Source organism: Acinetobacter calcoaceticus (genome assembly GCF_900520355.1).
GTDB lineage: Bacteria > Pseudomonadota > Gammaproteobacteria > Pseudomonadales > Moraxellaceae > Acinetobacter > Acinetobacter calcoaceticus_C.
On the sequence record NZ_LS999521.1, the window covers coordinates 664,909 to 688,283 of the forward strand.

Annotated in this window: 24 protein-coding genes and 1 pseudogene; 9 read left to right on the plus strand and 16 right to left on the minus strand. The window is 38.4% G+C overall.

Annotated elements, in window-relative coordinates; genetic code table 11:
* The first annotated feature begins 8 nt into the window (after nucleotides 1–8).
* A complete protein-coding gene (locus AC2117_RS03210; RefSeq protein ID WP_133971887.1) occupies nucleotides 9–932 on the plus strand; it encodes an AEC family transporter in 924 nt (307 codons plus the stop codon).
* 34 nt (nucleotides 933–966) lie between these two features.
* Here the strand turns inward: AC2117_RS03210 and AC2117_RS03215 are convergent, their stop codons facing one another.
* The 4 genes and pseudogenes from AC2117_RS03215 to AC2117_RS03230 form a co-directional block, all read right to left on the minus strand.
* The gene (locus tag AC2117_RS03215) at nucleotides 967–1,794 is read right to left on the minus strand and encodes a tetratricopeptide repeat protein (RefSeq protein ID WP_133971889.1); all 828 of its coding nucleotides are present in this window, start codon (nucleotides 1,792–1,794) and stop codon (nucleotides 967–969) included.
* Between the two features lie 183 nt (nucleotides 1,795–1,977).
* Entirely contained in the window at nucleotides 1,978–2,688 is a 711-nt protein-coding gene (locus AC2117_RS03220) for a DsbC family protein (protein WP_133971891.1), read from the minus strand.
* Between the two features lie 147 nt (nucleotides 2,689–2,835).
* Complete coding sequence (locus AC2117_RS03225; RefSeq protein ID WP_133971893.1) at nucleotides 2,836–3,558, minus strand: YgfZ/GcvT domain-containing protein; 723 nt, start codon at nucleotides 3,556–3,558, stop codon at nucleotides 2,836–2,838.
* Between the two features lie 59 nt (nucleotides 3,559–3,617).
* Nucleotides 3,618–3,733: pseudogene (locus AC2117_RS03230) on the minus strand (hypothetical protein).
* A 38-nt stretch (nucleotides 3,734–3,771) separates the two neighbouring features.
* Here AC2117_RS03230 and AC2117_RS03235 point away from each other — a divergent pair.
* The gene (locus AC2117_RS03235; RefSeq protein WP_133971895.1) at nucleotides 3,772–4,224 is read left to right on the plus strand and encodes an SRPBCC family protein; all 453 of its coding nucleotides are present in this window, start codon (nucleotides 3,772–3,774) and stop codon (nucleotides 4,222–4,224) included.
* A 53-nt stretch (nucleotides 4,225–4,277) separates the two neighbouring features.
* Here the strand turns inward: AC2117_RS03235 and AC2117_RS03240 are convergent, their stop codons facing one another.
* From AC2117_RS03240 to rutD, 8 genes are all read right to left on the minus strand, one after another.
* A complete protein-coding gene (locus tag AC2117_RS03240; RefSeq protein WP_133971896.1) occupies nucleotides 4,278–5,150 on the minus strand; it encodes an NAD(P)-dependent oxidoreductase in 873 nt (290 codons plus the stop codon).
* Between the two features lie 15 nt (nucleotides 5,151–5,165).
* Nucleotides 5,166–6,518 (minus strand): pyrimidine utilization transport protein G, encoded by a 1,353-nt coding sequence (rutG, locus tag AC2117_RS03245; protein ID WP_133971898.1) that lies wholly within the window; start codon nucleotides 6,516–6,518, stop codon nucleotides 5,166–5,168.
* A gap of 30 nt (nucleotides 6,519–6,548) precedes the next feature.
* A complete protein-coding gene (gene rutF / locus AC2117_RS03250; RefSeq protein WP_133971900.1) occupies nucleotides 6,549–7,112 on the minus strand; it encodes an NADH-dependent FMN reductase RutF in 564 nt (187 codons plus the stop codon).
* A 95-nt stretch (nucleotides 7,113–7,207) separates the two neighbouring features.
* Nucleotides 7,208–7,591 (minus strand): pyrimidine utilization protein C, encoded by a 384-nt coding sequence (rutC, locus tag AC2117_RS03255; RefSeq protein ID WP_133971902.1) that lies wholly within the window; start codon nucleotides 7,589–7,591, stop codon nucleotides 7,208–7,210.
* Between the two features lie 51 nt (nucleotides 7,592–7,642).
* Nucleotides 7,643–8,398: a pyrimidine utilization protein B gene (gene rutB / locus AC2117_RS03260; protein WP_133971904.1), complete on the minus strand. Its 756-nt coding sequence runs from the start codon at nucleotides 8,396–8,398 to the stop codon at nucleotides 7,643–7,645.
* Nucleotides 8,395–9,513, minus strand: a complete 1,119-nt coding sequence (gene rutA / locus AC2117_RS03265; RefSeq protein WP_133971906.1) for a pyrimidine utilization protein A — start codon at nucleotides 9,511–9,513, stop codon at nucleotides 8,395–8,397. The genes rutB and rutA overlap by 4 nt, the downstream gene beginning before the upstream one ends.
* Before the next feature lie 301 nt (nucleotides 9,514–9,814).
* Nucleotides 9,815–10,402: a malonic semialdehyde reductase gene (locus AC2117_RS03270; RefSeq protein WP_133971908.1), complete on the minus strand. Its 588-nt coding sequence runs from the start codon at nucleotides 10,400–10,402 to the stop codon at nucleotides 9,815–9,817.
* Nucleotides 10,399–11,205: a pyrimidine utilization protein D gene (gene rutD / locus AC2117_RS03275; RefSeq protein WP_133971909.1), complete on the minus strand. Its 807-nt coding sequence runs from the start codon at nucleotides 11,203–11,205 to the stop codon at nucleotides 10,399–10,401. Before rutD ends, AC2117_RS03270 begins: the two co-directional genes overlap by 4 nt.
* A gap of 174 nt (nucleotides 11,206–11,379) precedes the next feature.
* Here rutD and AC2117_RS03280 point away from each other — a divergent pair, with 174 nt between their 5' ends.
* From AC2117_RS03280 to AC2117_RS03290, 3 genes are all read left to right on the plus strand, one after another.
* Nucleotides 11,380–11,730 carry a DUF488 domain-containing protein gene (locus AC2117_RS03280; RefSeq protein WP_133971911.1) on the plus strand — a complete coding sequence of 117 codons (351 nt, stop codon included), beginning with the start codon at nucleotides 11,380–11,382 and terminating at the stop codon, nucleotides 11,728–11,730.
* 96 nt (nucleotides 11,731–11,826) lie between these two features.
* The gene (locus AC2117_RS03285; RefSeq protein WP_042897436.1) at nucleotides 11,827–12,171 is read left to right on the plus strand and encodes a zinc ribbon domain-containing protein YjdM; all 345 of its coding nucleotides are present in this window, start codon (nucleotides 11,827–11,829) and stop codon (nucleotides 12,169–12,171) included.
* 211 nt (nucleotides 12,172–12,382) lie between these two features.
* Nucleotides 12,383–12,724 (plus strand): YegP family protein, encoded by a 342-nt coding sequence (locus AC2117_RS03290; protein WP_042897435.1) that lies wholly within the window; start codon nucleotides 12,383–12,385, stop codon nucleotides 12,722–12,724.
* Nucleotides 12,725–12,780: 56 nt separating this feature from the next.
* On the opposite strand, the gene AC2117_RS03295 is transcribed toward AC2117_RS03290, so the two are convergent.
* The 4 genes from AC2117_RS03295 to AC2117_RS03310 form a co-directional block, all read right to left on the minus strand.
* The gene (locus AC2117_RS03295) at nucleotides 12,781–14,496 is read right to left on the minus strand and encodes a proline--tRNA ligase (protein WP_133971913.1); all 1,716 of its coding nucleotides are present in this window, start codon (nucleotides 14,494–14,496) and stop codon (nucleotides 12,781–12,783) included.
* Nucleotides 14,497–14,554: 58 nt separating this feature from the next.
* A complete protein-coding gene (locus tag AC2117_RS03300; protein ID WP_133971915.1) occupies nucleotides 14,555–17,653 on the minus strand; it encodes an efflux RND transporter permease subunit in 3,099 nt (1,032 codons plus the stop codon).
* Between the two features lie 15 nt (nucleotides 17,654–17,668).
* On the minus strand, nucleotides 17,669–18,778 hold the full coding sequence (locus AC2117_RS03305; RefSeq protein WP_133976161.1) for an efflux RND transporter periplasmic adaptor subunit: 1,110 nt from the start codon (nucleotides 18,776–18,778) through the stop codon (nucleotides 17,669–17,671).
* 68 nt (nucleotides 18,779–18,846) lie between these two features.
* Nucleotides 18,847–19,482, minus strand: a complete 636-nt coding sequence (locus tag AC2117_RS03310) for a hypothetical protein (protein WP_197730978.1) — start codon at nucleotides 19,480–19,482, stop codon at nucleotides 18,847–18,849.
* Nucleotides 19,483–19,767: 285 nt separating this feature from the next.
* Here AC2117_RS03310 and pilG point away from each other — a divergent pair, with 285 nt between their 5' ends.
* Genes pilG through AC2117_RS03330 form a run of 4 tightly spaced genes read left to right on the plus strand, consistent with a single transcriptional unit; the run spans nucleotide 19,768 to nucleotide 23,257 of the window.
* On the plus strand, nucleotides 19,768–20,151 hold the full coding sequence (gene pilG, locus AC2117_RS03315) for a twitching motility response regulator PilG (RefSeq protein ID WP_042897425.1): 384 nt from the start codon (nucleotides 19,768–19,770) through the stop codon (nucleotides 20,149–20,151).
* Between the two features lie 23 nt (nucleotides 20,152–20,174).
* Complete coding sequence (locus AC2117_RS03320; RefSeq protein ID WP_005036319.1) at nucleotides 20,175–20,537, plus strand: response regulator; 363 nt, start codon at nucleotides 20,175–20,177, stop codon at nucleotides 20,535–20,537.
* 59 nt (nucleotides 20,538–20,596) lie between these two features.
* Complete coding sequence (locus AC2117_RS03325; RefSeq protein ID WP_005309806.1) at nucleotides 20,597–21,133, plus strand: chemotaxis protein CheW; 537 nt, start codon at nucleotides 20,597–20,599, stop codon at nucleotides 21,131–21,133.
* A gap of 42 nt (nucleotides 21,134–21,175) precedes the next feature.
* The gene (locus AC2117_RS03330; protein ID WP_042897421.1) at nucleotides 21,176–23,257 is read left to right on the plus strand and encodes a methyl-accepting chemotaxis protein; all 2,082 of its coding nucleotides are present in this window, start codon (nucleotides 21,176–21,178) and stop codon (nucleotides 23,255–23,257) included.
* Nucleotides 23,258–23,375: the final 118 nt, after the last annotated feature.

Consider the following 23,375-nt stretch of genomic DNA (forward strand, 5'->3'; position numbering starts at 1 on the left):
GGTGGGCGGTGGTTTTTCAGGTTATTTTACCTATCTTGATATTGCTATTGATGGGCTATGTTTGTGTCCTCATCAAATTGGTAACGCCTGAACAGATCAAGGCACTTAGTGCATTTGTAATTAAAATTTCCTTACCCACCTTTTTAATTCATTCTTTGGCAAATAAAAATTTACAAGATATTTGGCATCCTGCCTATTTTATTGCTTATGGCGGTGGCTCTTTAATTTTATTTTTCTTGGCTTTTATTCTCTATCGAAAATATTTTAAAAATAGTTTAACCCATAGCGCTGTAATCGCGATGGGCGCTTCTATGTCCAATACTGGATTTATGGGAACTGCTATTTTGACCATGTTGATTGGCAACCATGCAGCAATCTATATTTCTTTAACCTTAATCATTGAAAATTTATTGATTGTGGCACTCATGCTGATTTTGGCCGAGGCTGGGTTACATCAACAACAAAATCTTTTACCGCTGTTAAAACAAACCTTTTTAAATTTACTAAAGAATCCAGTGATTATTGCTATTTTGGTTGGCATGGGATGTATCCTTTTAGATGTTAATCTTCCTACCATGCTTGATCAGTCTTTAGAGTTACTTGGGCGCACGGCATCACCTTTGGCTTTGTTTGCAATTGGCGGCAGTTTAGTTGGGATTGGAATCACAACAGTAAACATGCAAAGTGTTTTATTGGCGACATTTAAAGTCATCTTAATGCCATCTGTTATTTTTGCGCTTTTTTTAATAACTCCCAATGTAAGCCGTGAAATGCTTTACGCAGGAACGTTAATTGCTGCTTTACCAATGCCAATTGCTTTTGGAATTTTTGGACAAGCATATGGCCTAAATGAAAAGGCCTTAACACCTTTAATGATTAGTACCGTTGTTGGCTTTATTGGGGTGAGCGGACTTATCGCTTTGTGGTGGTAAATTAAAAAGCCCCTCGCGGGGCTTAAATCATTCACTATTTTTTCGGGGCTGGCTGTGCAGGAGTAGTGGCTGGTTGTTTACTTTTTTCTGCAATAATTTTATCAACTGAAGCTAAAGATTCTCTAGCATTGGGAACATTTTGGTTAGCTAACTCAGTAAAAATCTTTTTAGCCTGTGGCAAATTTTGCGGAATGATATTGCCATTGGCCATCATGGTCGCTAAAGCCATAGACGCTGGTGCATAACCTTTTTGCGCAATTGATTGTAAAGATTCAATGCCTTGACGTTTCATGAGTGGGTTTTTATTTTCCACACCTTGGCTAATATCATAAAGCGCTTTGACCTGAATCGCAGGGTAATTGCCTTTTCTAATTAAAGGCGCTAACTTTTGCAGGGCAATTTGATGCGACTGCGGTTTTTTCTGAGCAAATAAAATCGTAGCAATTTTTACAGTCGCATCATCAGAACCTTGAGCTGATGCCTTTTGAATATATTGACTGAATTTGTTGCTATCTTTGCCAACTCCTAGTTTACCTGTCTCATAGATTTGAGCGAGTGTGTAACTCGCTTGTGCATAACCTTTATTAGATGCATCTTCATAATATTTAATAGCTTTAGACGAATCTTTTGCTGTGCCTTGCCCCATTTGAGTCATATAACCTAAGTTATAGATTGCTTGAGCATTACCCGTTTGAGCTAGGCGTTGCATTTCCTGAAATGCAGCTGGGTAATTTTTTGCTGCATAGAGTTGTTCAGCTTGTTTAAAAGCATCTGTTTTAGCAGCAGTCGTAGTGTTGTTATCTGCCGCAAAAATTGATGCACTTGAAAGGGTGATTAGGCTTGCGATTAGTAATTTCTTCATTTCTTTTTAACCTTTTACTTCGTAGCTACATCAATCCATTGATGCATTAAATAGTTTCAAGTTTTCATCATAAATCTTGAACGCTGAAAGTAAACAGCCGATTTGTATATAAAGCACTGCACTTTGGGCAAATTGTGGAGAAAATAATAGCCACTCTGACAAAGTTCAAAATGGCTATCTGTATTATTTTGCTGACTTGAGTAATGCTTCAATTTGTTTAGCATCACTTGGTACACCCGAAATTCTTTGACCATCTTGCAAGAATAGGGTAGGCGTTCCATCAATATTTAATTTACTACCTAAAGCTATATTTTTCTGAATTGGAGTTGAACAGTTTTTGCTGGTTGTAGGTAACTTACGGTTAAGCATATAGTTTGTCCAAGATTCTGCCGGATTTTTTGAGCACCAGATTTGAGTTGATATTTTTTCGGCGTTTGGATGCAAACTGGTCAGAGGATAAAGGAAGACATATACCGTTACGTTATCAACCCCAACCATATTTTGTTCTAAGTGTTGGCAATACGGGCAATCCGGATCGCTAAAGATATAGATCGTGCGTTCGCCTTTTCCTTTTACGTATTTAATCGCTTGATTGAGCGGTAAGCTTTTAACATCAATCTTACCCAATTCAGCAATTCGTTCATCAGTCATATTTTTTTGTTGTTTAATGTCGACTAAATTACCTACAAAAAAATATTTGGCATCTTGGTTGGTATAGACAATACGACCGCTTGTATACACTTCATAAATGCCTTGTACAGGAGATTGAAAAACACCCTTTACAGGCAAATCGGGATAATTTGTCTTAAGATTTTGTTCAAGTGTTTTAACGTCAGCATGAGCAGAACCGAAAATAGCCAAACTCAACATGAGTGTAGCAAGTTTAGTCTTCATCTTTTTTCTCTTTAATTTCAACAGGGTTAATGATGGCATATAAAACTTAAAAAATTGACGTTCTAATTTAATGAATTCATTAGTATTTTGTATCTATTAAAAAGCCCACGATGTTAAAGGTGGGCTTTTAACTAACTATAAAATTAACTATTGTGGTCTAGCAACATCACCGCTTAAGGCTTCTGGTAAATCTAGAATTTTAAGGCCTAGTTCTTCAAGGACTGCGGGTTTAGCAACGACCAAGGCAAGATAGCCCTCATCATTTGCAACACTATTGACCACTTCAACATCGTTATGGAGTTGAGCTTTCGCCGCAGGTACTTCACCAATGCCTTGTACTACATGTAACCAATGTTTAGGTTTAGCTTTAAACCAAAGACGTGCCACGATTTCTTGACCTAGGTAACAGCCCTTGTCGTAATTGACACCTTCACGTTGATGTAAACGCAATTCTTGTGGTTGGAATTCATGTTCAGTTGCCTGTGTAATCCAAGCTTGTCCAGAAAGAATCGCTTGTTTTTGCCATTCAGAGATATCTGTTTCTACGGTAGAGAACTCAGTTTGATGACCTGCAATTTTTGGAAAAACAGTGCCTTGTTCACTTAAGGCCATTTTCGAAAAAGCACCAAACTTTTTAATATGTTTGGTAAACTCTTCTGCTTGATCTTGAGCAACTACAATTTCAAAACTTTCCGCATTAATCTTTTTTAACCATAAGCCAAAATGAATACGACCTTTAAGGTCACAAATGGCTGTATAGCGAGTTTCATTTTCAGCTAAACGTTCTGTATCTACAGTAACTTGGCCTTGTAAAAACTTTTGTGCATCTACGCCGTTTAAAGCATATGAGGAGAAAGCAAGCAGACTCATGATTAATCTCAAATTCAATATGTTTCTTTATGATTGCTGACTATTTTGCTCCATTTTTACTAAAAAAACAGCCATAGTTTTCGTAATTTGATTTTCTCCTGAAGATTGCTTTTTGTTTAAAAAAACACCAAAAATATACGTTCGAATAAATCGGAAGGTTTAAGCTAATAAACATAATTTCAATAATTTTAAGGAAATTAAAATAAGGAGAATATGATGGCAACAGGAACAGTAAAATTTCATCGCGTGTTTAAGGCACCAGCCGAGCGAGTTTATCGTGCATTTTTAGATCCAGATGCTTTAGTAAAGTGGTTACCACCTCATGGCTTTACTGCAAAGGTCCATAGTTTTGATGCAAATGTTGGTGGTTCATATAAAATGAGTTTTACCAATTTTTCGACAGGGTCAACTCACGCTTTTGGTGGAACCTATGTTGAGTTAGTTCCCAATGAGTTAATTCGCTATAACGACCAATTTGATGATCCAAATTTACCGGGAACCATGCAAGTCACTATTACATTAAAAACTGTAATGGTGGGTACAGAAGTACACATTACACAAGAAGGCATACCTGAAGTTATCCCTGTGGAAGCATGCTATTTGGGATGGCAAGAATCCTTATCTTTACTGACTTTGTTAATAGAAGCGGATATTCCTGATCAATAAAACGATTAATGAGAAATAAAAAAGCAGGGCTATAGCCATGCTTTTTTGATATTTCAATATAGTTCTAATTGATTGTGTTGTTCCAATATTTTAACTACAGCAGAAAAATCTATGTTTTGAGCATCGGTTTTATGTATCTGGTTAAACTGTTGTTGAATCAGATTTAAGGTGGGGAGATCTAAGTTACTTGCTGTGATCAAATCTATTGCAATACCAATATCTTTTTGCAATAAATTTAGAGCAAAGGTTTTATCAAACTTTCTGCTTAGAACACGTTGAGCCATAATATTTTCTGAAATATTGCTTTTTCCACTGGAGTGATTAATGCAATTTATAGCTGAATGTAAATTAACCCCATGAGCTTTTAGTACACAGAGTCCTTCTGCAAGTGCCCACAAATGGGTTGCCATTAAAGTATTATTTACGGCCTTTACTGCAAATGCTGAACCACTGTCACCGACATATTCAATTAAACCTGCAAAAGCTTGAATAATTGGGCGAGCTTTTTCAAAGGAGATCTGATTTCCCCCAACCATCACTGTCAATGTCCCACGTTCGGCACCTATAGTCTGCCCAGAAACGGGAGCATCTAAATAATCCACACCTTGATGCTTGAGTTGTTGATTAAGTCTTTTGGCTATGTCGGGTACCCCACTTGTACAGTCTATCCAGATACTACCTTGCTTTGGTGAGCAGCTTTCAAGCAGATTTTCTACATTTTGACTCGTGGGCAGACATGAGAAAATAATATCGGCCTGTACAGCTTGTTGCAGACTCACTGCTCTTGTAGCAAAAGTCTGTTGATGTTGTTTTGCTTTTTCGAAGTTGCGATTCCATACATAAACCTGACGAGATACTTTTGTAAGATGAGATGCCATATGCCACCCCATCGCTCCTAAACCAATAAAGGAAACACTTTGAATCAATGGATATCTCCTGATTTAGATATGTGGTACATGGTTAAGAGACTCCACAGGTTTCTCTACAGCATTAGTTCCTGTTGCTTCTGTACGATTGAGTAATAGGTTAAGAACAATTGCTGCAAGTGTCGCAGTTCCAATACCTCCTAAGTCAAATGGCCCAATATGTAGACTGAAATTTCCAGCGCCCATAATTAAGCTGACTGCCGCAATAATTAGCGTACTATTTTTAGTAAAATCAACTTTGTTATCGATCCAGATTTTTGCACCCGCAACAGTAATCAGACCAAATACTACAATCGAGGCGCCGCCTAATAAGGCAACAGGAATCGTACTGATGACTGCTCCAAATTTAGGAGAAAGGCCAAGCAAAATTGCGAACAGCCCCGCAACTACAAAAATAGTGGTGGAATAGACTTTTGTAACGGCCATTACCCCAATATTTTCAGCATATGTTGTCATGCCTGTACCGCCTATCGATGCAGATAAACTTGTACAAATACCATCGGCAAAAAAAGCACGACCCATATATGGAGATAGATTACGCCCTGTCATGGCAGAAACAGCTTTGAAATGTCCTAAGTTTTCAGCCAATAGAATAATCGCGACAGGTGCAATCAGTAAAATAGCATTGGTATTAAAAACAGGGGAATGAAAAGTAGGTAGACCAAACCATGCTGCTTGATTGATCACACTAAAATCAATTGGTTTACCTAACCCTAAGAGATTGGTAAGTAGAAAGTAAATAAAATAAGCACTGACTAGCCCGATGAGTAATAGAAGGCGGCGAATCATGCCTCGTGTAAAAACTGCAACTGTACTAATACATAAAATAGTAAGAACAGCCATCCATGTATCAAAGCTATTAGTAGAGACACTTTTAATTGTTACCGGAGCAAGATTTAAACCAATAATCATGACGATAACCCCAGTGACAATTGGCGGCATGAACCGTTCAATCCATGCAGTTCCAGTTTTCATGACCACTAAACCGATGAGTGCATAGATCAAACCACAAATTATGGTTCCTCCAAGAGCTAATGCAATGTTTGGGTTTGCTCCTACACCTGTGTAGCCTGTTGCTGCTGCGACTGCTCCAATAAATGCAAAGCTTGAACCAAGGTAGCTTGGCATGCGGCCACCCGTGATTAAAAAGAATAGGATTGTACCGATGCCCGTTATAAAAATAGTGAGGTTTGGATCAAAACCCATCAACAATGGTGCTAAAACGGTTGCTCCAAACATGGCAAAGGCATGCTGTAGCCCCAAAATCATACTTTTGCCTGGTGGAAGATATTCATCAAGCTGCACAGGTGTTTCTAAATTACCTGTATAAGGCGTAAATTTAGGAAACCAAGATTCTTTTGTTCGCATAACAGATCCTCTTTTTCATTTTTATCTGCATTAGCATGCTGTTTGTAATTCGCAATAACTGCGGTTGAAGTACATAAGTGCATTAAGTCCACTTTGGTGTTTCATTGCTTTGACCGCACAAAATAAGACATCATGACTACCGATACTCATGCTTTGTACAATTTCACAATCAAAGGACACCAAGGCCTCATTCAAAATCGGAGAACCAGTGATTAGCTTGCTCCATTCCCCATGAGCAAAGCGTTCTGGCATTGGTGTTTTCCCGCCGAATATTGTAGATAGCGTACTTTGATGGGCAGCTAAAGTATTGACGCAAAGCACCTCATTCTGTTTAAAAGTATTAAAAACTGATGCTGAGCGATTCAGGCAAACTAATAGAGTTGGTGGTGTATCGGTTACACTGCATACTGCCGATGCAGTAAAACCAGCCTGTCCAGCAGGGCCTTCTGTTGTAATAACATTGACTGCTGCTCCAAGATTTGCCATTCCTTGTCTAAAAATATCCTGATTAATTTCTAAATGTATAGAACTGGGTTGGATATGAGATGTAGATAATAATAAGTCTGAAGCATTTTTTTTATTACATTTTTGCATGATTGGTCTCCGGCCCCGATACCTTTTTTCATGACGAATCGAGGCTAATACATTGTGTTATACCTGATTTGAGTTGGTTTAATTGTTGCCATCCTTCATCCCACGTGGGCAATTGATGCAATCTCAACTAATGCATCTGGCTTGACCAATCCTGTTTGAATACAGAAACGGGCAGGCTTGTCGCCTGGAAAATATTCTGCATAAACTGTATTGATCGACGCATAATCTGCCCAATCTTTAATAAAAATTGAATTGAAGGTCACATCGTCCATTGAACCGCCAGCAGTTTCGATTACCTTTTTTATAGTTTCTAAAATATGGCGAGTTTGACCAGCAGCATCACCTACGTAGACCACTGTATTATTTTCATCAAAAGCTAGAGTTCCTGAAACATAAACAATATTGTCGGCTTTAGTTGCAGGTACATAAGGGGCTAGAGGAGCCGAGGTTCCTTCAGGAATAACAACTTGTTTTGGCATATTCTTTATCCTCATTTAGGCGTCTTTTTTGAAATATTTTAGGCGCGATGTTTATGCCGATTTACTGAGCAATTCTGGTGTTGTTTGAAAGCTTTCTATAAAAGAATTGGTATCAGATACCCAACCAAAGAAAGTCTTGATGTTATATAAGGCAGCGTCGTGAGCCTCTTGAGGTCCGGCTTGATAGCAAGCATCTTTAAGTGCAACACCGAAATATTCCAAAAAGAAACCATCACGTAAGGTGGATTCAACGCAGACATTAGTCGCAATGCCAACGAAGACTAAATTACGAATACCTCGAGCACGTAAAATGCTGTCGAGTGCAGTGTTAAAGAAACCGCTGTAGCGTGGCTTTTCAATAATGATGTCTTGTGGAAGAGGTTGTAACTCATCAATTAAGGCAAAGTCCCAACCGCCTTTAGATAAAAGTTGACCTTGTAACTCGGGCCGTTTACTCATGGTTTTTAAGGCATTAGATTTATGAAAATTTGGTGAACCTAAACCACCAGCCTCGACGTAGTTCTTATCCCAACCATTTTGAAAATAGATGACTTGAATCCCTGCACTATGTGCAGCATCGATCGCCTTTTTAATATTTTCGACTACAGGTTTAGTCTTTGAGACATCAAAACCTGCTAAATCTAGGTATCCACCTAAAGATGTATAAGCATTTTGCATATCAATCACGATCAGTGCAGTTTGTTCAGGGGCAAGCTGAATAGCTTCTGGTTCAGCTTTTAATACTTTGCCCGTCCCAATTTGTGCAGTGAAATCGGCACACACGATATTAGAGGTAACACTGCTCATGCCGTTTTCTCCAAAATATTCAAGCTAGAAGAAGGTTCAACCTCAATTTCAATATGTTTACGACATGCCATTAGAGGTTGGATACGTTGGCCAAAATCTTCAACACCTTGTACAAAATCATCAAAGGTCAGTAAAATGCCTTCAGTACCTTCAATGCTAGAAATTTCATCTAACATTTCAGCAACCTTTTCATAAGAACCAACCAGAGTTCCCATGTTGATATTGACGGGAGAAACGCTGGATGCCATTTGTCTAATATTGGTGTCATTACCTGATTTTTTATCTTTATTGCCTTGGTTCGTGAGCCAGTTGATAGCCTCCAGATCTGCACCATCGTTGTAGTGCTGCCACTTTGCCATTGCTTCTTCATTTGTTTGTGCGGCAATGACCATAAACAGCACATAGGTTTGAACATTGCGTCCAGTTTTATCGGTGTGTGCTTTTAGACGGTCGTTGATTTCTGCATATGCTGTTGGCGTGTTTAGCCCTTTTCCAAATACAAAGTTGTAGTCTGCATATTTTGCAGAAAAGGCAAGTCCACTTTCAGATTGACCTGCACAAATAATTTTCATATCTGCTTGAGGCCTAGGTTTAACTTGGCAATCTTCCATTTGGAAAAACTCGCCTTTAAAGTCAGATTTTCCTGTTGCCCAAAGCTCTCTTAAAATTTCGACATATTCTGATAAGTACTCATAACGTTTGCCGAAGTACTCATCCCCAGGCCACATATTCATTTGGGTATATTCAGGTGCTTGCCAGCCTGTCACAACATTTAGCCCAAAGCGACCATTTGAAATCGAGTCAATTGTTGATGCCATGCGTGCAACAATTGCAGGGGGCATGACTAAGGTTGCTGCGGTTGCATAAATTTTAATTTTACTGGTGACAGCTGCTAGGCCAGCCATAAGCGTAAATGTTTCTAAGTTATAGTCCCAAAATTCAGTTTTTCCGCCGAAACCACGTAATTTGATCATGGATAAAGCAAAGTCAAAACCATAATGTTCAGCGCGTTGAACAATCTGTTTGTTGAGTTCAAAACTCGGTTTATATTGCGGTGCGTTCTCAGAAAGCAACCAGCCATTATTTCCAATTGGAGTAAAGATGCCGATCTTCATATGGAATCCCCATCATGAGTTTGTAAGATCACACCGAAAATATATAAAGCTTTAAATTTCCGGTGTCTCGTTTTGTGTTTTTAATAATGCATACTATGTGCCAACTTATTAAAATTAATATTTATTAATAACTTGAATATATTGTTTGGTATAAAATTTATCAAATGGTAAAAAATATGGCATTTATGCACCATGATAAGTCCAAAGTGCTTCATTGCGTATCTTCTGATCAATTTTGGAAATAAAAAAACTGCATGTTTAGAGCAGGCAGTTTTTAAAATTTAAAAAAAGAAGGAATGAGCTATACAATTTTGCATGTATCTTCAAAGCTTAAACGTGGCAAGCGCTTATAAACTTTTTGATTATCTCCATAACCAATATTAATTATCAGATTAACATGGTGGTGGGTATGTGCAAAAAACAGTTCATCCACTTGTTTCGCGTCGAAGCCAGACATAGGACCTGTATCTAGTCCTAAGCTACGACAAGCCATAATCAAATAGGCTGCCTGCAAAGAGCTGTTACGAAAAGCAGTTTCGTGTGCCATTGCTTCACTTGATGTAAACCAAGATTTTGCATCGGCGTAGGGAAATAATTTAGGCAATTTTTCATAAAATTTTGTATCGGTTGCAACCAAAACAGTGACAGGAGCTGTCATCGTCTTTTCTATATTGCCAGACGACAATGCTGGCTTGAGTTTTTGTTTAGCTTCCGGTGTGGTTAAAAATACAAAACGAGCAGGACTACAATTGGCAGAAGTCGGTGCCATTTTGGCCAGATCATAAATTTGTTGAATTTGCTCAGGGCTGACGGCTTTGTCTAACCAATTGCTGTGGGTTCTGGCTTCTAAAAAGAGTTGATCTAAAATATTTAATGTTTGTTTATTCATGATAAAACCTTAATGCTATGGAAAAATTGGATGAACGTTTGATTTAGTCGTTGAGATTCGGTCACTGTGGAAGCATGTGCACCAGAAGGCAAAATATTGATTTGAGCATGATCAAGTTGAGTAAACAGATCGTGTGATTTATGTACTGGAACTAAAAAATCATCTTGATTAGCAACGATATGAATTGCGGTGTCTTGCAATGCCTGTAGGTGCTCTGCTTGTAATTGGAAATCCATTAATGCTTTGAGTCGGGCAAATACATTTGTCTTAGGTGGAAAGTTTTGGAGTTGAATATCTTCGGTATTTTTAATGTGACTATGATTCTGAGAAATCCATGCTGGAGGATACAAAAACAATGCCTGTGCACGCACATAGGCTTCAGCGCCTGCTGATGCTAACAATGCAATACGGGCATCAAAACATTTTTGCGTATGGGTATCTAACTCATCCCACGCATTAATCAGTGTAAGGCTGAGCATGGTAATTGAGCTAGATTGTAGTTGTTTTGCGAGTTCCATTCCTATGATGCCACCCAAAGCATGCCCGATCATATGGAACTCATGAATTTGAAGATGTTCTAATAAGTGTAGTACTTGATTCGCCATGTCACACATATGGTAATGTGCAGGTAATAAAGCACTGTCTTGGTGGCAACCTTCTTGGTCATAAGTCACGACGTTGAAATGTGCACTTAACGATTCGAGTTGTGGACTCCAAAAACTAGCATGGCCACCTAACCCAGATGACAAAATCAAATAAGGGGCATCTTTCTGAGATGAAGATGGATAAATATAATATTTCATTTTTTACCATTTGATAAAATAATGAAGAATTAAAAAGCAATTTGTATGCCTGAATTAATGAATAATGGCAAATTTAGACAATATTTAGAGCAAAAGATTCAAATTGTACAGGTAGGCAAATCAATGTGATGATTAAGCCAATACTATTTAGATTAAGCTGAGTAGGTGTCAGAAATGGATATACACATTAAAAGAATTTATGAAAATGTTGACCCTAGTGATGGAAAGCGTATTTTAGTTGACCGCCTGTGGAGTAGGGGAATTAGTAAGGAAAGTGCGCATTTAGATTTGTGGCTAAAAGAAGTGGCTCCTTCAAATGAACTTCGGAAATGGTTTCATGCAGCAACGCCGGACCATTGGCAAGAATTTAAACAGCGTTATTTAGAAGAACTTGAGACCAATCCAGCAGTTAAAGAATTACACGAGATCGCATCGAAGCATAAACTCACGCTCTTATATTCAGCAAAAGATCTTGAAAATAACCATGCAATTATTTTGAAGGAATATTTATTGAACATAAATTAAAGTGAATATATAAATTTTTTTTTGGTAAAAGTCTTTTATATAAAACTTTAAAAAATGAGTCATATCTCGCATAATATACTTTTTGAGGTTTTTTTCATGTCTTTGCCTAATTGTCCAAAATGCCAATCAGAATATACTTACCAAGATGGCGAATTATTGATTTGTCCTGAATGCTCGAATGAGTGGAAAGAGGGTGAAGTTTCAGCATCTGAAGAACAAGAAATTATTAAAGATGCAAACGGCAATGTTTTAGCAGACGGTGACAGCGTAACTGTTATTAAAGATCTAAAAATTAAAGGTTCGTCATCGGTTGTGAAAGTGGGAACTAAAGTAAAAACAATTCGCTTAGTTCCAGATGCAAGTGATGGTCACAATATTGATTGTAAAATTGATGGTATTGGGCAGATGAAGCTTAAGTCTGAATTTGTAAAAAAAGCTTAAACTGTTAATTTTAATTACATTTCAGTAGAGATATACACTTATATCTCTACTTTTTAAATTTCTAACATCATTATAATTTTATTACGAAAAAGTATAAAAAATGGGCTATTCAAGGAATGATTGCCCCTTTATATTGTCATAAATAACAAATAACTTTCGTCCAGAATAATAACGAAAGTCATACCCACACCAACAAAAAAATGAGGTTTTTATGGCAGGATGGTACGAAATTTCACAAGCGAGTGATGGACAATACCGCTTTATTTTAAAGGCAGGAAATGGTGAACCTATTTTAAATAGTGAGCTATATAAAGCAAAAGCTTCTGCTGTAAATGGTATTGAATCAATTCAGAAAAACAGTGGTGATGACGCCCGATATGAGCGTTTAACTGCAAAGAATGGAAAACCCTATTTCAATTTAAAAGCTGCGAATCATCAGATTATTGGCACGAGTCAGTTCTATGCGAGCGAAGCTTCACGAGATAAAGGAATTGAGTCTATTAAAACCAATGGTTCATCAACGAACATCAAAGATTTAACAGTTCAAGCATAAAATTGAGTTAAAAAAAAGCAGCTTTTAAAAGCTGCTTTTTTTATTTATGTATGTAATTAACGCGCTAATTTAGTTAAAAGATCTTCTTTAGTTAAATTGCTCGCTTCAGCATCACGACGGCCTTTATATTCAAAAGTACCAGCATCAAGGCCTTTTTCACCAATCACAATACGGTGTGGAATGCCCATCAATTCAAGGTCAGAGAACTTAACACCCGGACGTTCGTTACGGTCATCAAGCAACACATCAAAACCTTGAGCTTGAAGTTCTGCATAAAGTGCTTCTGCTGCTTCAAGAGTACGTGGAGATTTGTGTGCATTCATTGGAACAATTGCAATCTCAAAAGGTGCAATGGCTTGTGGCCACATAATGCCTTTGTCATCGTAATTTTGTTCAATTGCAGCTGCAACTACACGTGTTACCCCGATACCGTAGCATCCCATTGTTACTGTAAATGGTTTGCCATCTTCACCTAAGACTTTACAGCCTAAAGCTTCAGAGTATTTAGTCCCAAGTTGGAAAATATGACCTACTTCAATACCACGTTTAATTTGTAGCGTGCCTTTACCATCTGGAGATGGGTCGCCTTCAACCACATTACGTAAGTCAAAAACTTCGGTAATTTGCGCATCACGTTCCCAGTTTACGCCTACTGCATGTTTATCAGTTTCATTTGCACCAGCAACGAAGTCTGAAAGAACAGATGCAGCGCGGTCAACAATTACAGTTAAGCCTTTTTCGACTAAACCTTGTGGACCTGTAAAGCCAGCAGTTAAACCAAATGCTTGAAGTTGTTCTTCAGTTGCAAAAGTAAGAGGCGCAGCCACTAAAGGATGCTTCTCGGCTTTAATTTCATTCAGTTCGTGGTCGCCACGTACAAATAGAGCAACGACAGGAACCTGACCTTTTTCGTCAGCAACGCCTTGAACCAATAATGCTTTAACAGATTGCTTCGGATCAGCATTTAAGAATTGGCAGACGTCATCAATCGTTTTTTGATTTGGTGTTTCAACCAATTTAAATTCTTGTGTAGGTGCTGCGCGTTCACCGACTAAAACAGCCTCAGCCATTTCAACGTTCGCTGCATAGTCAGATTCAGTTGAAAATGCGATGTCGTCTTCACCACTTGCAGCTAATACATGGAACTCGTGTGAAGCTGAACCACCAATAGAACCTGTATCGGCTTGTACTGGACGGAAGTCTAAACCTAAGCGAGTGAAAATACGGCTATAGGTGTCGTACATCACATCATAAGTTTCTTGTAGTGATTCTTGAGTTGCATGGAAAGAATAAGCATCTTTCATAATGAACTCACGTGAACGCATTACACCAAAACGAGGACGAATTTCATCACGGAATTTGGTTTGAATTTGGTAGAAATTTACAGGAAGCTGCTTATAACTTTTAAGTTCGTTACGCGCCATATCTGTAATAACTTCTTCATGCGTTGGCCCAAGTACAAATGGGTTCGCATGACGATCTTTAAAGCGTAATAATTCAGGACCATATTGTTCATATCTACCCGATTCTTCCCAAAGACTTGCGGGTTGAGTCACGGGCATGAATACTTCCATTGCGCCTGAGCGGTTCATTTCTTCACGAACAATCGCATCTACTTTTTTAAGCACACGTGTTCCCATCGGCAGCCATGTATATAAACCAGATGCCAATTTACGAATCATCCCCGCACGTAACATGAGCTGGTGTGAAATCACTTCAGCATCATTTGGGGTTTCTCTCAACGTTGCAAATAAAAAGCGGCTTGCGCGCATGGAAAAAGTCCTAAAAGTTAAGCGTTATAAAAACGCAGATTATACGATAATCGCTGCATTATGACATGAATCGTTGAGTTTGACGCAGCATAAAGTTTTTCAAGTCATCTAGATAAGTGAAAATGACGGGTACAACCACAAGAGTCAACAGGGTAGAGGTAATCACGCCTCCAATCACAGCGTGAGCCATTGGTGCGCTTTGCTCACCGCCTTCGCCAAGACCTAAAGCTAAGGGAACCATCCCCATCACCATGGCGCTTGTCGTCATTAAGATGGGACGTAAACGGGTTTTGCCCGCTTGTAAAATTGCATCATAACGGCTTATACCCTGATCCATTGCTTTCTTAATAAAATCGATAAGCAAAATCGCATTTTTGGTAACCAGCCCCATCAACATGATAATGCCAATAATTGAAAAAAGGTTCAGGGTACTTTTGAACAAGAAGAGGGCAAGAAAAACGCCAATGAGTGACAATGGTAAAGAGGTCATAATTGCCGCTGGATGAATAAAGCTATTAAACTGAGAGCCTAAAACAATATAGATAAATACAATTGATAGGGTAATTGCTGTTAATGCATATCCAGCAGATTCGGCCATATCAGCATTGGCACCTTGAGTATCAAACGTATAGCCAGCAGGTAGCTTAAATGCCTTTTGCATTTTATCGATGTCTTGACCAATATCACCACTAGGTCGCCCAGATGTATTTGCCTCAATGAGTACTTCACGCTCAAGATCGCGTCGGTTAATTTGTGAAGCGCCGAGTTTTTCTTCGGTTGTTGCAACTGCGCTAAGTGGAACTAATATATTTTGCCCAGCTGCATTGGTTTTATTAGAGTTGAGATACAGGTTCTGCACATCTTGCGGAAGCATACGTTTACTTTCATTTAAACGAACATTAACGTCATAAGTTTCACCATCGTGATCTTCCCAAGTCGTTACGTTATCGCCAGCAATTAATGGGCGAATCGCGTTCGCAATCTGAGAAACAGACAAACCCAAATCACTTGCCAGTACACGATTAATTTGAACCCCCAGTGTTGGTTTAGGTTCTTTCAGTGAACTTTCTAAATCTACGACACCTTTGATTTTTTCCATTTCAGCAATAAATCGATCTGAAATTTTTTGTAGCTCATTCAGATCTGTTCCTTTAATAGAAATCATGATTGGCTTTTGCCCACCAGAGACTGAATCTTGAGCCGCAGCAATGGAAGTTACTCGAATACCGGCAACTGTTTGCAAGCGTTCACGGAACTTATTATTGAGTGTATTAAGATCTGAGCTACGTTCTTGTTTTGGTTTTAAGGTAATACCTAAACCTGCATGGTTTTTACCGGAGTCTACTTCACTGTTTACAACACCATAAGTGGAAACAACATCGGGAAATTGTCTAATAATCTGATCAACTTGATGTAGTTTAGCTTGGGTATATTCCAAGGAAGCATCTACAGGAGTTTCGAACTGAATGCGAATTTCACCTTTATCTGGGGTAGGTACGAATTCAGTTCCAATGAGTTTAGAAAGTCCTAATGCAGCAAATAATGAAGCGATTGCAATAATCACCGTGATCAAACGGAAACGTAAAGCCAACTTTAAAAGTTTTTCATAAACATGGGTAAGTCGATCTAACACATTAGAAATATGGTTAAAAAAGCGTTGTAGCCAACTATCTTTTTTCTTGACCGGATCTTTCCAATGGGCAGAAAGCATTGGATCGAGCGTAAAACTAATAAACATTGAAATTAAAACGGCTGTACTGACCGTTACGCCAAACTGATAAAAGAAACGCCCAATCAGCCCCCCCATGAAAGCAACAGGTAAAAAGACGGCCACAATCGTAAGGGTAGTTGCGAGTACAGCCAAACCAATTTCTTTTGTCCCTTCAAGGGCCGCTGTGACATGATCTTTGCCAAGTTCTGTATGTCTTACAATATTTTCCCGAACGACAATTGCATCATCAATTAATAGACCAATACTGAGTGATAGGGCTAACAGCGTCATCATGTTAATGCTAAACCCAAAAGCCCAGATAAAAGTTAGGGTTCCAAGAAGGGTAATGGGTAAAGTTAAACCTGTGATGACGGTAGAGCGGAAAGAGCCTAAAAATAATAAAACAATTAAAACTGCTAACGCGGCACCTTCAATAATGGTGCGGGTCACATCTTTAATTGAAGCACGAATGCCTTTAGAGCTATCAGCTACGACTTTATAATTTAAACCCGCAGGCATCTGAGTTTTTAACTTCTCTAAAGTTTGATAAGTTTTGTCGACGACTTGAATTACATTGGCATCGGAACTTTTTAAAATATCAATAGAGACAGCCGTTTTACCATTATAAAAAGCGCTTGATTGTAGTTCTGCTTGAGTGTCTTCAACAGTTGCCACTTGTTTTAAAAAAATCGGTGAACTATTTTTATTGGCAATCACCAAATCGCCAAATGCAAGCGGATGAATAACCTTTGATTGAATCTGTACAACCAGTTCAGAGTTCTTTTGTTGTAAGGTTCCAGCAGGAACTTCAATGTTTTCATTTTTTAGCGTATTGATGACCTGATCAATACCAATACCGTAACTTTGCAATTGCTCAGGAAGAATTTTTATTCGTATTTGCCGTTTGGCATCCCCCAATAAATTCACATTACCGACACCTGAAACTGTTTTGAGTTGAGGCACGATACGTTTATCTACATACGAACTTAATTGAGCCAAACTCATGCTACTAGATTCAAATACAACTGACATGATTGGGCTAGAGGACGGGTCGTAGCGTTGTACAATCGGTGTATCAATTTCATCACGAAATTGAGCTGTAACGGGTGCAATTTTGTCACGAACATCTTGTGCTGCAAGAGCTGATGACGTATCGAGATTAAACTCTGCCACAATCATTGAAAAGCCTTCACTTGAACGTGAAGTGATTTGTTTAATCCCTGATATTGTATTGATCTGATCTTCGAGTTTTTTTGTAATATCTGATTCGACAGCTTCAGGTGAAGCACCAGCATATTGCGTAGTGACTACAACGAATGGGAAATCGATGTTCGGAAACTCTTCAACGGTCATCCGTTTCCAAGAGGCCAGCCCCAGTACCATTAAGCTGATCATCATCATAATAGTAAAAACGGGGTATTTCACACTGATTCGAGTAAACCACATACGCTATTTGCTACCTTATTTATTTTTTTCGGTTGTAACCGTCACTTTTTTATTAATGTCGGAATCTTCAAATTGGATACGGCTCACCAGATCTGTGTTTTGTAAACCATCAACTAAAGCAATATTGTCGTTATAGCGCTGTTCAATCACTCTAATTTTCACTTTTTGAATGGTGTGATTACGTATCACCCATACAAAAGGATCATGTTGCATATTTTGAATGCTGTCTAAAGGAATTGTTTGGCCGTGCTGAGTGTCACTACGAAGAATATTTCCATTAATGAAAGCTCCTATGCTTAACGAATCAATTTTTTCTTTAGGAACTGCAAAAAATTCAATTTGTCGGCTGTTTTGATCTGCAACAGGTGAAATACGCGTAAGAGTCGCGTTTAATTGTTTAGAATTTCCCTGAATCTGATATTGAATGCTGCTACCCACTTTAAGAGCAGACTGTTGCTCAATTGGTAACTTGGCCTGTATTTCAAGTTGGTCTGGATTTACGATTTCAAACAGAGTCTGCCCAACTGATACAGTCTGACCAGGTTCTACTTGTCGTTTAGTAATTACGCCTGAAATTGGACTGGTGATAATACCGTCTTGATCGGCCTTACGGGCAATATCAACATTAGCTTGTTGGGCTTTTACGCTTTCAAGTTGCCCTTTATAGTCAACCTGACTCTGTTCAAATTCGACACGAGCAATAAACCCTTGATTAAAAAGTCGTTGCTTTCGGTTCATTAAATTGCGTGCAAGTTCAGCTTGTGACTGAGCTGAGGCAAGGTTGGCGCGCGCTTGGGCTAATCGTGCAACATTGTCCTGATTATTCAATCTCACTAAAACTTGGCCTTTTTGTACCTGCTGACCAACATTTGTAGTTACAGTGGTGGCAGTAGCACTTACTTGAGCCTGAATTGAACTTTGCTGAACCGCACGAATAGTACCCGTAAATGCAGTTTGAGAGTCAAGTGCTCCCTCTTTAACAGCTATCAGGTCTTGAGGAATGAGTTCAATTTTTGCTGGAGCTGATGCTGTTGTTTTATTTGTTTCTTGCTGATTACATGCAGCTAAAATCAAACATAAACTAATAATACTCAGTTTAAAAATAGTGGAAGGGGTGAGATGCATCTTGTGCATACAGCATCGTCCTATAATTCAAATTTTATTTTGCCCCTATTCTTGATAAACCTTTACAGTTATTCAAGCTTTTTTAAACGTTCGATAATATTTTCATACTCGCTGTTGGTACGGTTGTAGGTCTTGGTAAGTGTTTCAATTGTTTGTTTGACCCTGTAAATATTATTTAGATTGTTTTCAATCAATATCTTATGGTGCTCAGGAATAACTTCTCTCTTTCTGAAATATTCCATTTCTTGACGCTTAAATAAAATTTTGTCTTGTTGTAATTGGTCGAGTTGTTCCTGTTGATAGTTAATTTGCTTCTTTATGGCAAGTAATGTTTGATCTCTTTTAATCGTGGCTGTTTTACTATTGCTATAGGCTTTTTTTAATTTGATATCTAGTTCTCTATGCCGTGCTGACAGTGCTCGTTGACTTGATTGATTTAAATCAGCCTCGGCATTATAAGAGCGATTTCTTTTAATCACTTGCATATTTCGATCTAGAACTTCATAACCATAACGAATATGAGCAGGGGTGACTGATGTACTAATATTGGCTGTACCCTGTTGATCATAATAACGATACCAGACCACTTTAGAAGTATCGGCTAGAGCAAAAGTTGTTGAGAAACAGAGCAAACCGAAGGAAATAATACCTACAGATACAGACAAGCAGTTCCTATAAAAGGCATATTTCATCCGATTATTCATTGAAAATCCCCAAAAAAAGAAAGCTAAATCGCTTATTTTTAAATAATTAATCTTTATTATATTAGTTATTATTTAGCTGAATAAAAATATAGTCATTATAAAAAAATGATAATTTTAATTAAAGTGTGATGAGGTTAAAAGTTATTGTTTATAAATGAGAAAGTAGACAGAAATGCCTCATTGAAAATAGACCGTGAGATATGTTAAAAATACTTATAAATCTGTAAAAACAACTTTAAGTTAAATTGCATTTATATTTTATATTTATTGGGGATGGAAGATTAAATGGAAGATGCATTCCAAAATCTGAAAGTAATGGTAATTGATGACTCAAAAACCATTCGCCGTACAGCAGAAACTCTATTACAGCGCGAAGGCTGTGAAGTGATTACGGCAGTGGATGGGTTTGAAGCTTTGTCCAAAATTGCAGAAGCAAATCCTGATATTATTTTTGTCGATATCATGATGCCTCGTTTAGATGGTTATCAAACTTGCGCTTTGATTAAAAACTCTCAAAATTATCAGAACATTCCCGTTATCATGCTCTCTAGTAAAGATGGTTTATTTGATCAGGCAAAAGGGCGTGTGGTAGGTTCAGATGAGTATTTGACGAAACCTTTTAGCAAAGATGAATTGTTAAACGCGATTCGTAATCATGTAAGTTCATAATTAAGTAATTTAAGGGCAAAGAAATGACACGTATTCTCATTGTTGATGATTCACCAACAGAAACTTTTCGTTTTAAAGAAATTCTAACCAAGCATGGTTATGACGTACTTGAAGCATCTAATGGCGCAGATGGTGTAACTCTGGCAAAAGCAGAACAGCCTGACTTAGTGTTAATGGATGTTGTAATGCCAGGTGTAAATGGCTTCCAGGCAACCCGCCAGATCACCCGTGATGAAGATACTAAGCATATTCCTGTGGTAATCGTGAGTACTAAAGATCAGGCAACTGACCGAGTATGGGGCAAGCGTCAAGGTGCAATCGACTATCTGATTAAACCTATCGAAGAAAAGCAATTGATTGATGTAATTAAACAATTTCTAAAGTAACTCATCCATCCATAAAAACATAAATAACGGGGTTATATGCCCGTTTTATAGGATAGAGTATGGCAGCGAATGGATTTATCGAGTTACTTCGTTTGTCTAAACGGGGTAATAAGAATTACGCTTCAGTTCAAAATGAAGCACAGCGATGGTCAGGGATTGCTTTTGAAATGAGAGGGCAATACTTCGTCGCACCACTTGGGGAAGTGTCAGAAGTTATCTATCCACCGAAATATACGCCAGTTCCAAATGCTCAAAGTTGGGTGAAAGGTTTGGCAAACATTCGGGGAAGGTTACTTTCGGTTTCTGATTTGGCTCATTTTATTTCAGGGCAACGAAGCACATTTTCGTCTGCCCAAAAAGTGTTATGTATTAGCCATCACGACCAGTATGTGGGGTTGGTTGTGGATCAGGTCTTGGGGATTCAGCACTTTAATAAAAAAAGTTTTTTTTCTCAAAGCTTAGACCTAGAGGAAAATCTAAAAGATTATTGCCAAGGTTATTTCCATCAACATAACCAGCATTGGCATGTCTTTTTATTTAGTCGGTTATTGCAAAACCCACATTACATGAATGCATCGACAAAATTTATAAACTAATTTTTACGCTGTGAAAAACAGAGTATTTTCTGGGGAAAAGCTATGGGCTTTAAGCTTAAAAAGAAAGGCGGCAATCGTGTTGCGTCCGAAAAGTCGGGTCTCAATTTTATTGCAAAAATCCAGTCGGAAATTGAGCAATACGCCAGTTTATTTGGGGAAAGTGAAAAGTCCAAGCCTGTCCTTTATGTAGCGTTGTTATGTTTAGTATTTGCTTTAACTTCGCTCGTTTATTTATTTTATAGCGTACCTCGACATAACCAGTTAACACGTAGTTTGGGTGAGTTACGTTTATTGTCACAAACGATTTCTAGACAGGCTACAGAAGCAACGGCTTCTGGATCACCTAAAGCTATGAAAGAGTTAGCTGAATCGAATCAGCTTTTTGCAAAAAATATGAAAGATGTTGAAAATATTCATGGTACATCTTCAAAAGAATACAAAAAGGTTGCGGTTCTGTGGAAAGCTTTGTCTTATGACATTAACTTGATCTCGTCACATCAGGACGTAATTAATCAGCTATATAACATGAATATCTCGATTAGTGATTCTATTCCTGAGATTCAGGCTGAATATAACTTGATGGTTGATAAGATGGTTCGCGAAAAAGCACCAAGTAATCAGGTGATTATTGCAAAGAACCAGGTATTTATTGCAGAACGTATTTTACGTTCTATTAACACCGTTTTGGTGGGTACCGAAAACTCTCAAACCTCAGCACATGACTTTGGTGTCGATATTGAGACATTTGGTGTGTATTTAAATGCACAGCTAAACGGAAATGCTGAATTGGGTGTTGCTAGAGTTGAGTCTCCAGAAGTACGTGAATCTTTGGAAGGGATTAAATCTGAATATGATAACGTTTTAAAATCTGCAGCGGCATCAGTTCTTAAACATACAGATCAGATTGTAAACGTACGTCAGTCATCCGGTGAGATCCTCTCGGAATCTGATGAAATGTTATCTGTATTGGGCGATCTTTCTGAGCAAACACAGTATGGATGGAAAGCCTTTGCTTTAGTGGCAGTCCTTACATTATCCCTTCTTGGCTTAATTAGCTCAGTCTTAAAGCTTTTATCACTTCGTAGTAAAGCAGATAAACAACGCGTAGCTACCTTGCAAGAAGAATATGACCGTAACCAAAACGCAATTTTACGTTTACTGGATGAAATCGCCGACTTGGCAGATGGTGACTTGCGTTCATATGCAACGGTATCTGAGGACTTTACTGGAGCGATTGCCGACTCGATTAACTTCGCGATTGACCAATTACGTGATCTTGTATCCCGAATTCATGAAACTTCTCAGGAAGTTGCTCGCTATACGCAAGATACGCAAAGTATTACTAACCAATTGGCAGAAGCATCAGAGCATCAGGCACAAGAAATTGCCGGTGCATCAACCGCAATGAATGAAATGGCGCAATCAATTGACCAAGTATCTTCAAATGCATCTGAATCTACCGAAGTAGCAGAACGTTCGGTACAAATTGCTTCTAATGGAGCACAAGTGGTAAACCGTTCAATTGAAGGTATGGACACGATTCGTGAACAGATTCAGGAAACCTCTAAACGTATTAAGCGTTTGGGTGAGTCTTCACAAGAAATTGGTAACATCGTATCGCTAATTAATGACATTGCGGACCAAACAAACATTCTTGCATTAAATGCAGCAATCCAAGCATCTATGGCAGGTGAAGCAGGACGTGGGTTTGCCGTAGTTGCAGATGAAGTACAGCGTCTTGCGGAACGTTCAGCATCGGCAACTAAACAGATCGAAACTCTGGTTAAAACAATTCAGACCGATACGAATGAAGCTGTTATTTCAATGGAACAAACAACAACTGAGGTTGTGCGCGGAGCGAACTTGGCAAAAGATGCGGGTATTGCTTTGGATGAGATTCAAAAAGTATCTGGTGACTTGGCAAACCTAATGGCCAGCATTTCTGATGCAGCAAAACTTCAGTCTGCATCTGCAAGTCACATTGCGACAACCATGACCGTCGTACAAGAAATTACTTCGCAAACGACCACTGCAACATTCGATACAGCGCGTTCTGTTTCTGAATTAGCAAATATGGCAGAGTCATTACGTGAATCGGTAACGGACTTTAAATTACCTGATTAAATTGGGGATGAGAATAGCTGTTTCTATAATCGCTATTCTTCTAAAAAGTATTAACAACATCAGATAAATATTGGGGACACAGCTATTTATCTGATGTTGACTCTGTCGTTTTTCTCCA

Bases quoted from the DNA above. Each gene is read 5' to 3' on its own strand.
- AC2117_RS03215 (WP_133971889.1), bottom strand. From the start codon at position 1,794: ATGAAGAAATTACTAATCGCAAGCCTAATCACCCTTTCAAGTGCATCA.
- rutB (WP_133971904.1), bottom strand. From the start codon at position 8,398: ATGAGCAGTGTTACCTCTAATATCGTGTGTGCCGATTTCACTGCACAA.
- AC2117_RS03270 (WP_133971908.1), bottom strand. From the start codon at position 10,402: ATGAATAAACAAACATTAAATATTTTAGATCAACTCTTTTTAGAAGCC.
- AC2117_RS03280 (WP_133971911.1), top strand. From the start codon at position 11,380: ATGGATATACACATTAAAAGAATTTATGAAAATGTTGACCCTAGTGAT.
- AC2117_RS03220 (WP_133971891.1), bottom strand. From the start codon at position 2,688: ATGAAGACTAAACTTGCTACACTCATGTTGAGTTTGGCTATTTTCGGT.
- rutF (WP_133971900.1), bottom strand. From the start codon at position 7,112: ATGCAAAAATGTAATAAAAAAAATGCTTCAGACTTATTATTATCTACA.
- AC2117_RS03320 (WP_005036319.1), top strand. From the start codon at position 20,175: ATGACACGTATTCTCATTGTTGATGATTCACCAACAGAAACTTTTCGT.
- AC2117_RS03225 (WP_133971893.1), bottom strand. From the start codon at position 3,558: ATGAGTCTGCTTGCTTTCTCCTCATATGCTTTAAACGGCGTAGATGCA.
- AC2117_RS03235 (WP_133971895.1), top strand. From the start codon at position 3,772: ATGATGGCAACAGGAACAGTAAAATTTCATCGCGTGTTTAAGGCACCA.
- AC2117_RS03285 (WP_042897436.1), top strand. From the start codon at position 11,827: ATGTCTTTGCCTAATTGTCCAAAATGCCAATCAGAATATACTTACCAA.
- pilG (WP_042897425.1), top strand. From the start codon at position 19,768: ATGGAAGATGCATTCCAAAATCTGAAAGTAATGGTAATTGATGACTCA.
- AC2117_RS03330 (WP_042897421.1), top strand. From the start codon at position 21,176: ATGGGCTTTAAGCTTAAAAAGAAAGGCGGCAATCGTGTTGCGTCCGAA.
- AC2117_RS03305 (WP_133976161.1), bottom strand. From the start codon at position 18,778: ATGCATCTCACCCCTTCCACTATTTTTAAACTGAGTATTATTAGTTTA.
- AC2117_RS03310 (WP_197730978.1), bottom strand. From the start codon at position 19,482: ATGAATAATCGGATGAAATATGCCTTTTATAGGAACTGCTTGTCTGTA.
- AC2117_RS03325 (WP_005309806.1), top strand. From the start codon at position 20,597: ATGGCAGCGAATGGATTTATCGAGTTACTTCGTTTGTCTAAACGGGGT.
- AC2117_RS03295 (WP_133971913.1), bottom strand. From the start codon at position 14,496: ATGCGCGCAAGCCGCTTTTTATTTGCAACGTTGAGAGAAACCCCAAAT.
- AC2117_RS03290 (WP_042897435.1), top strand. From the start codon at position 12,383: ATGGCAGGATGGTACGAAATTTCACAAGCGAGTGATGGACAATACCGC.
- AC2117_RS03300 (WP_133971915.1), bottom strand. From the start codon at position 17,653: ATGTGGTTTACTCGAATCAGTGTGAAATACCCCGTTTTTACTATTATG.
- rutD (WP_133971909.1), bottom strand. From the start codon at position 11,205: ATGAAATATTATATTTATCCATCTTCATCTCAGAAAGATGCCCCTTAT.
- rutA (WP_133971906.1), bottom strand. From the start codon at position 9,513: ATGAAGATCGGCATCTTTACTCCAATTGGAAATAATGGCTGGTTGCTT.
- rutC (WP_133971902.1), bottom strand. From the start codon at position 7,591: ATGCCAAAACAAGTTGTTATTCCTGAAGGAACCTCGGCTCCTCTAGCC.
- rutG (WP_133971898.1), bottom strand. From the start codon at position 6,518: ATGCGAACAAAAGAATCTTGGTTTCCTAAATTTACGCCTTATACAGGT.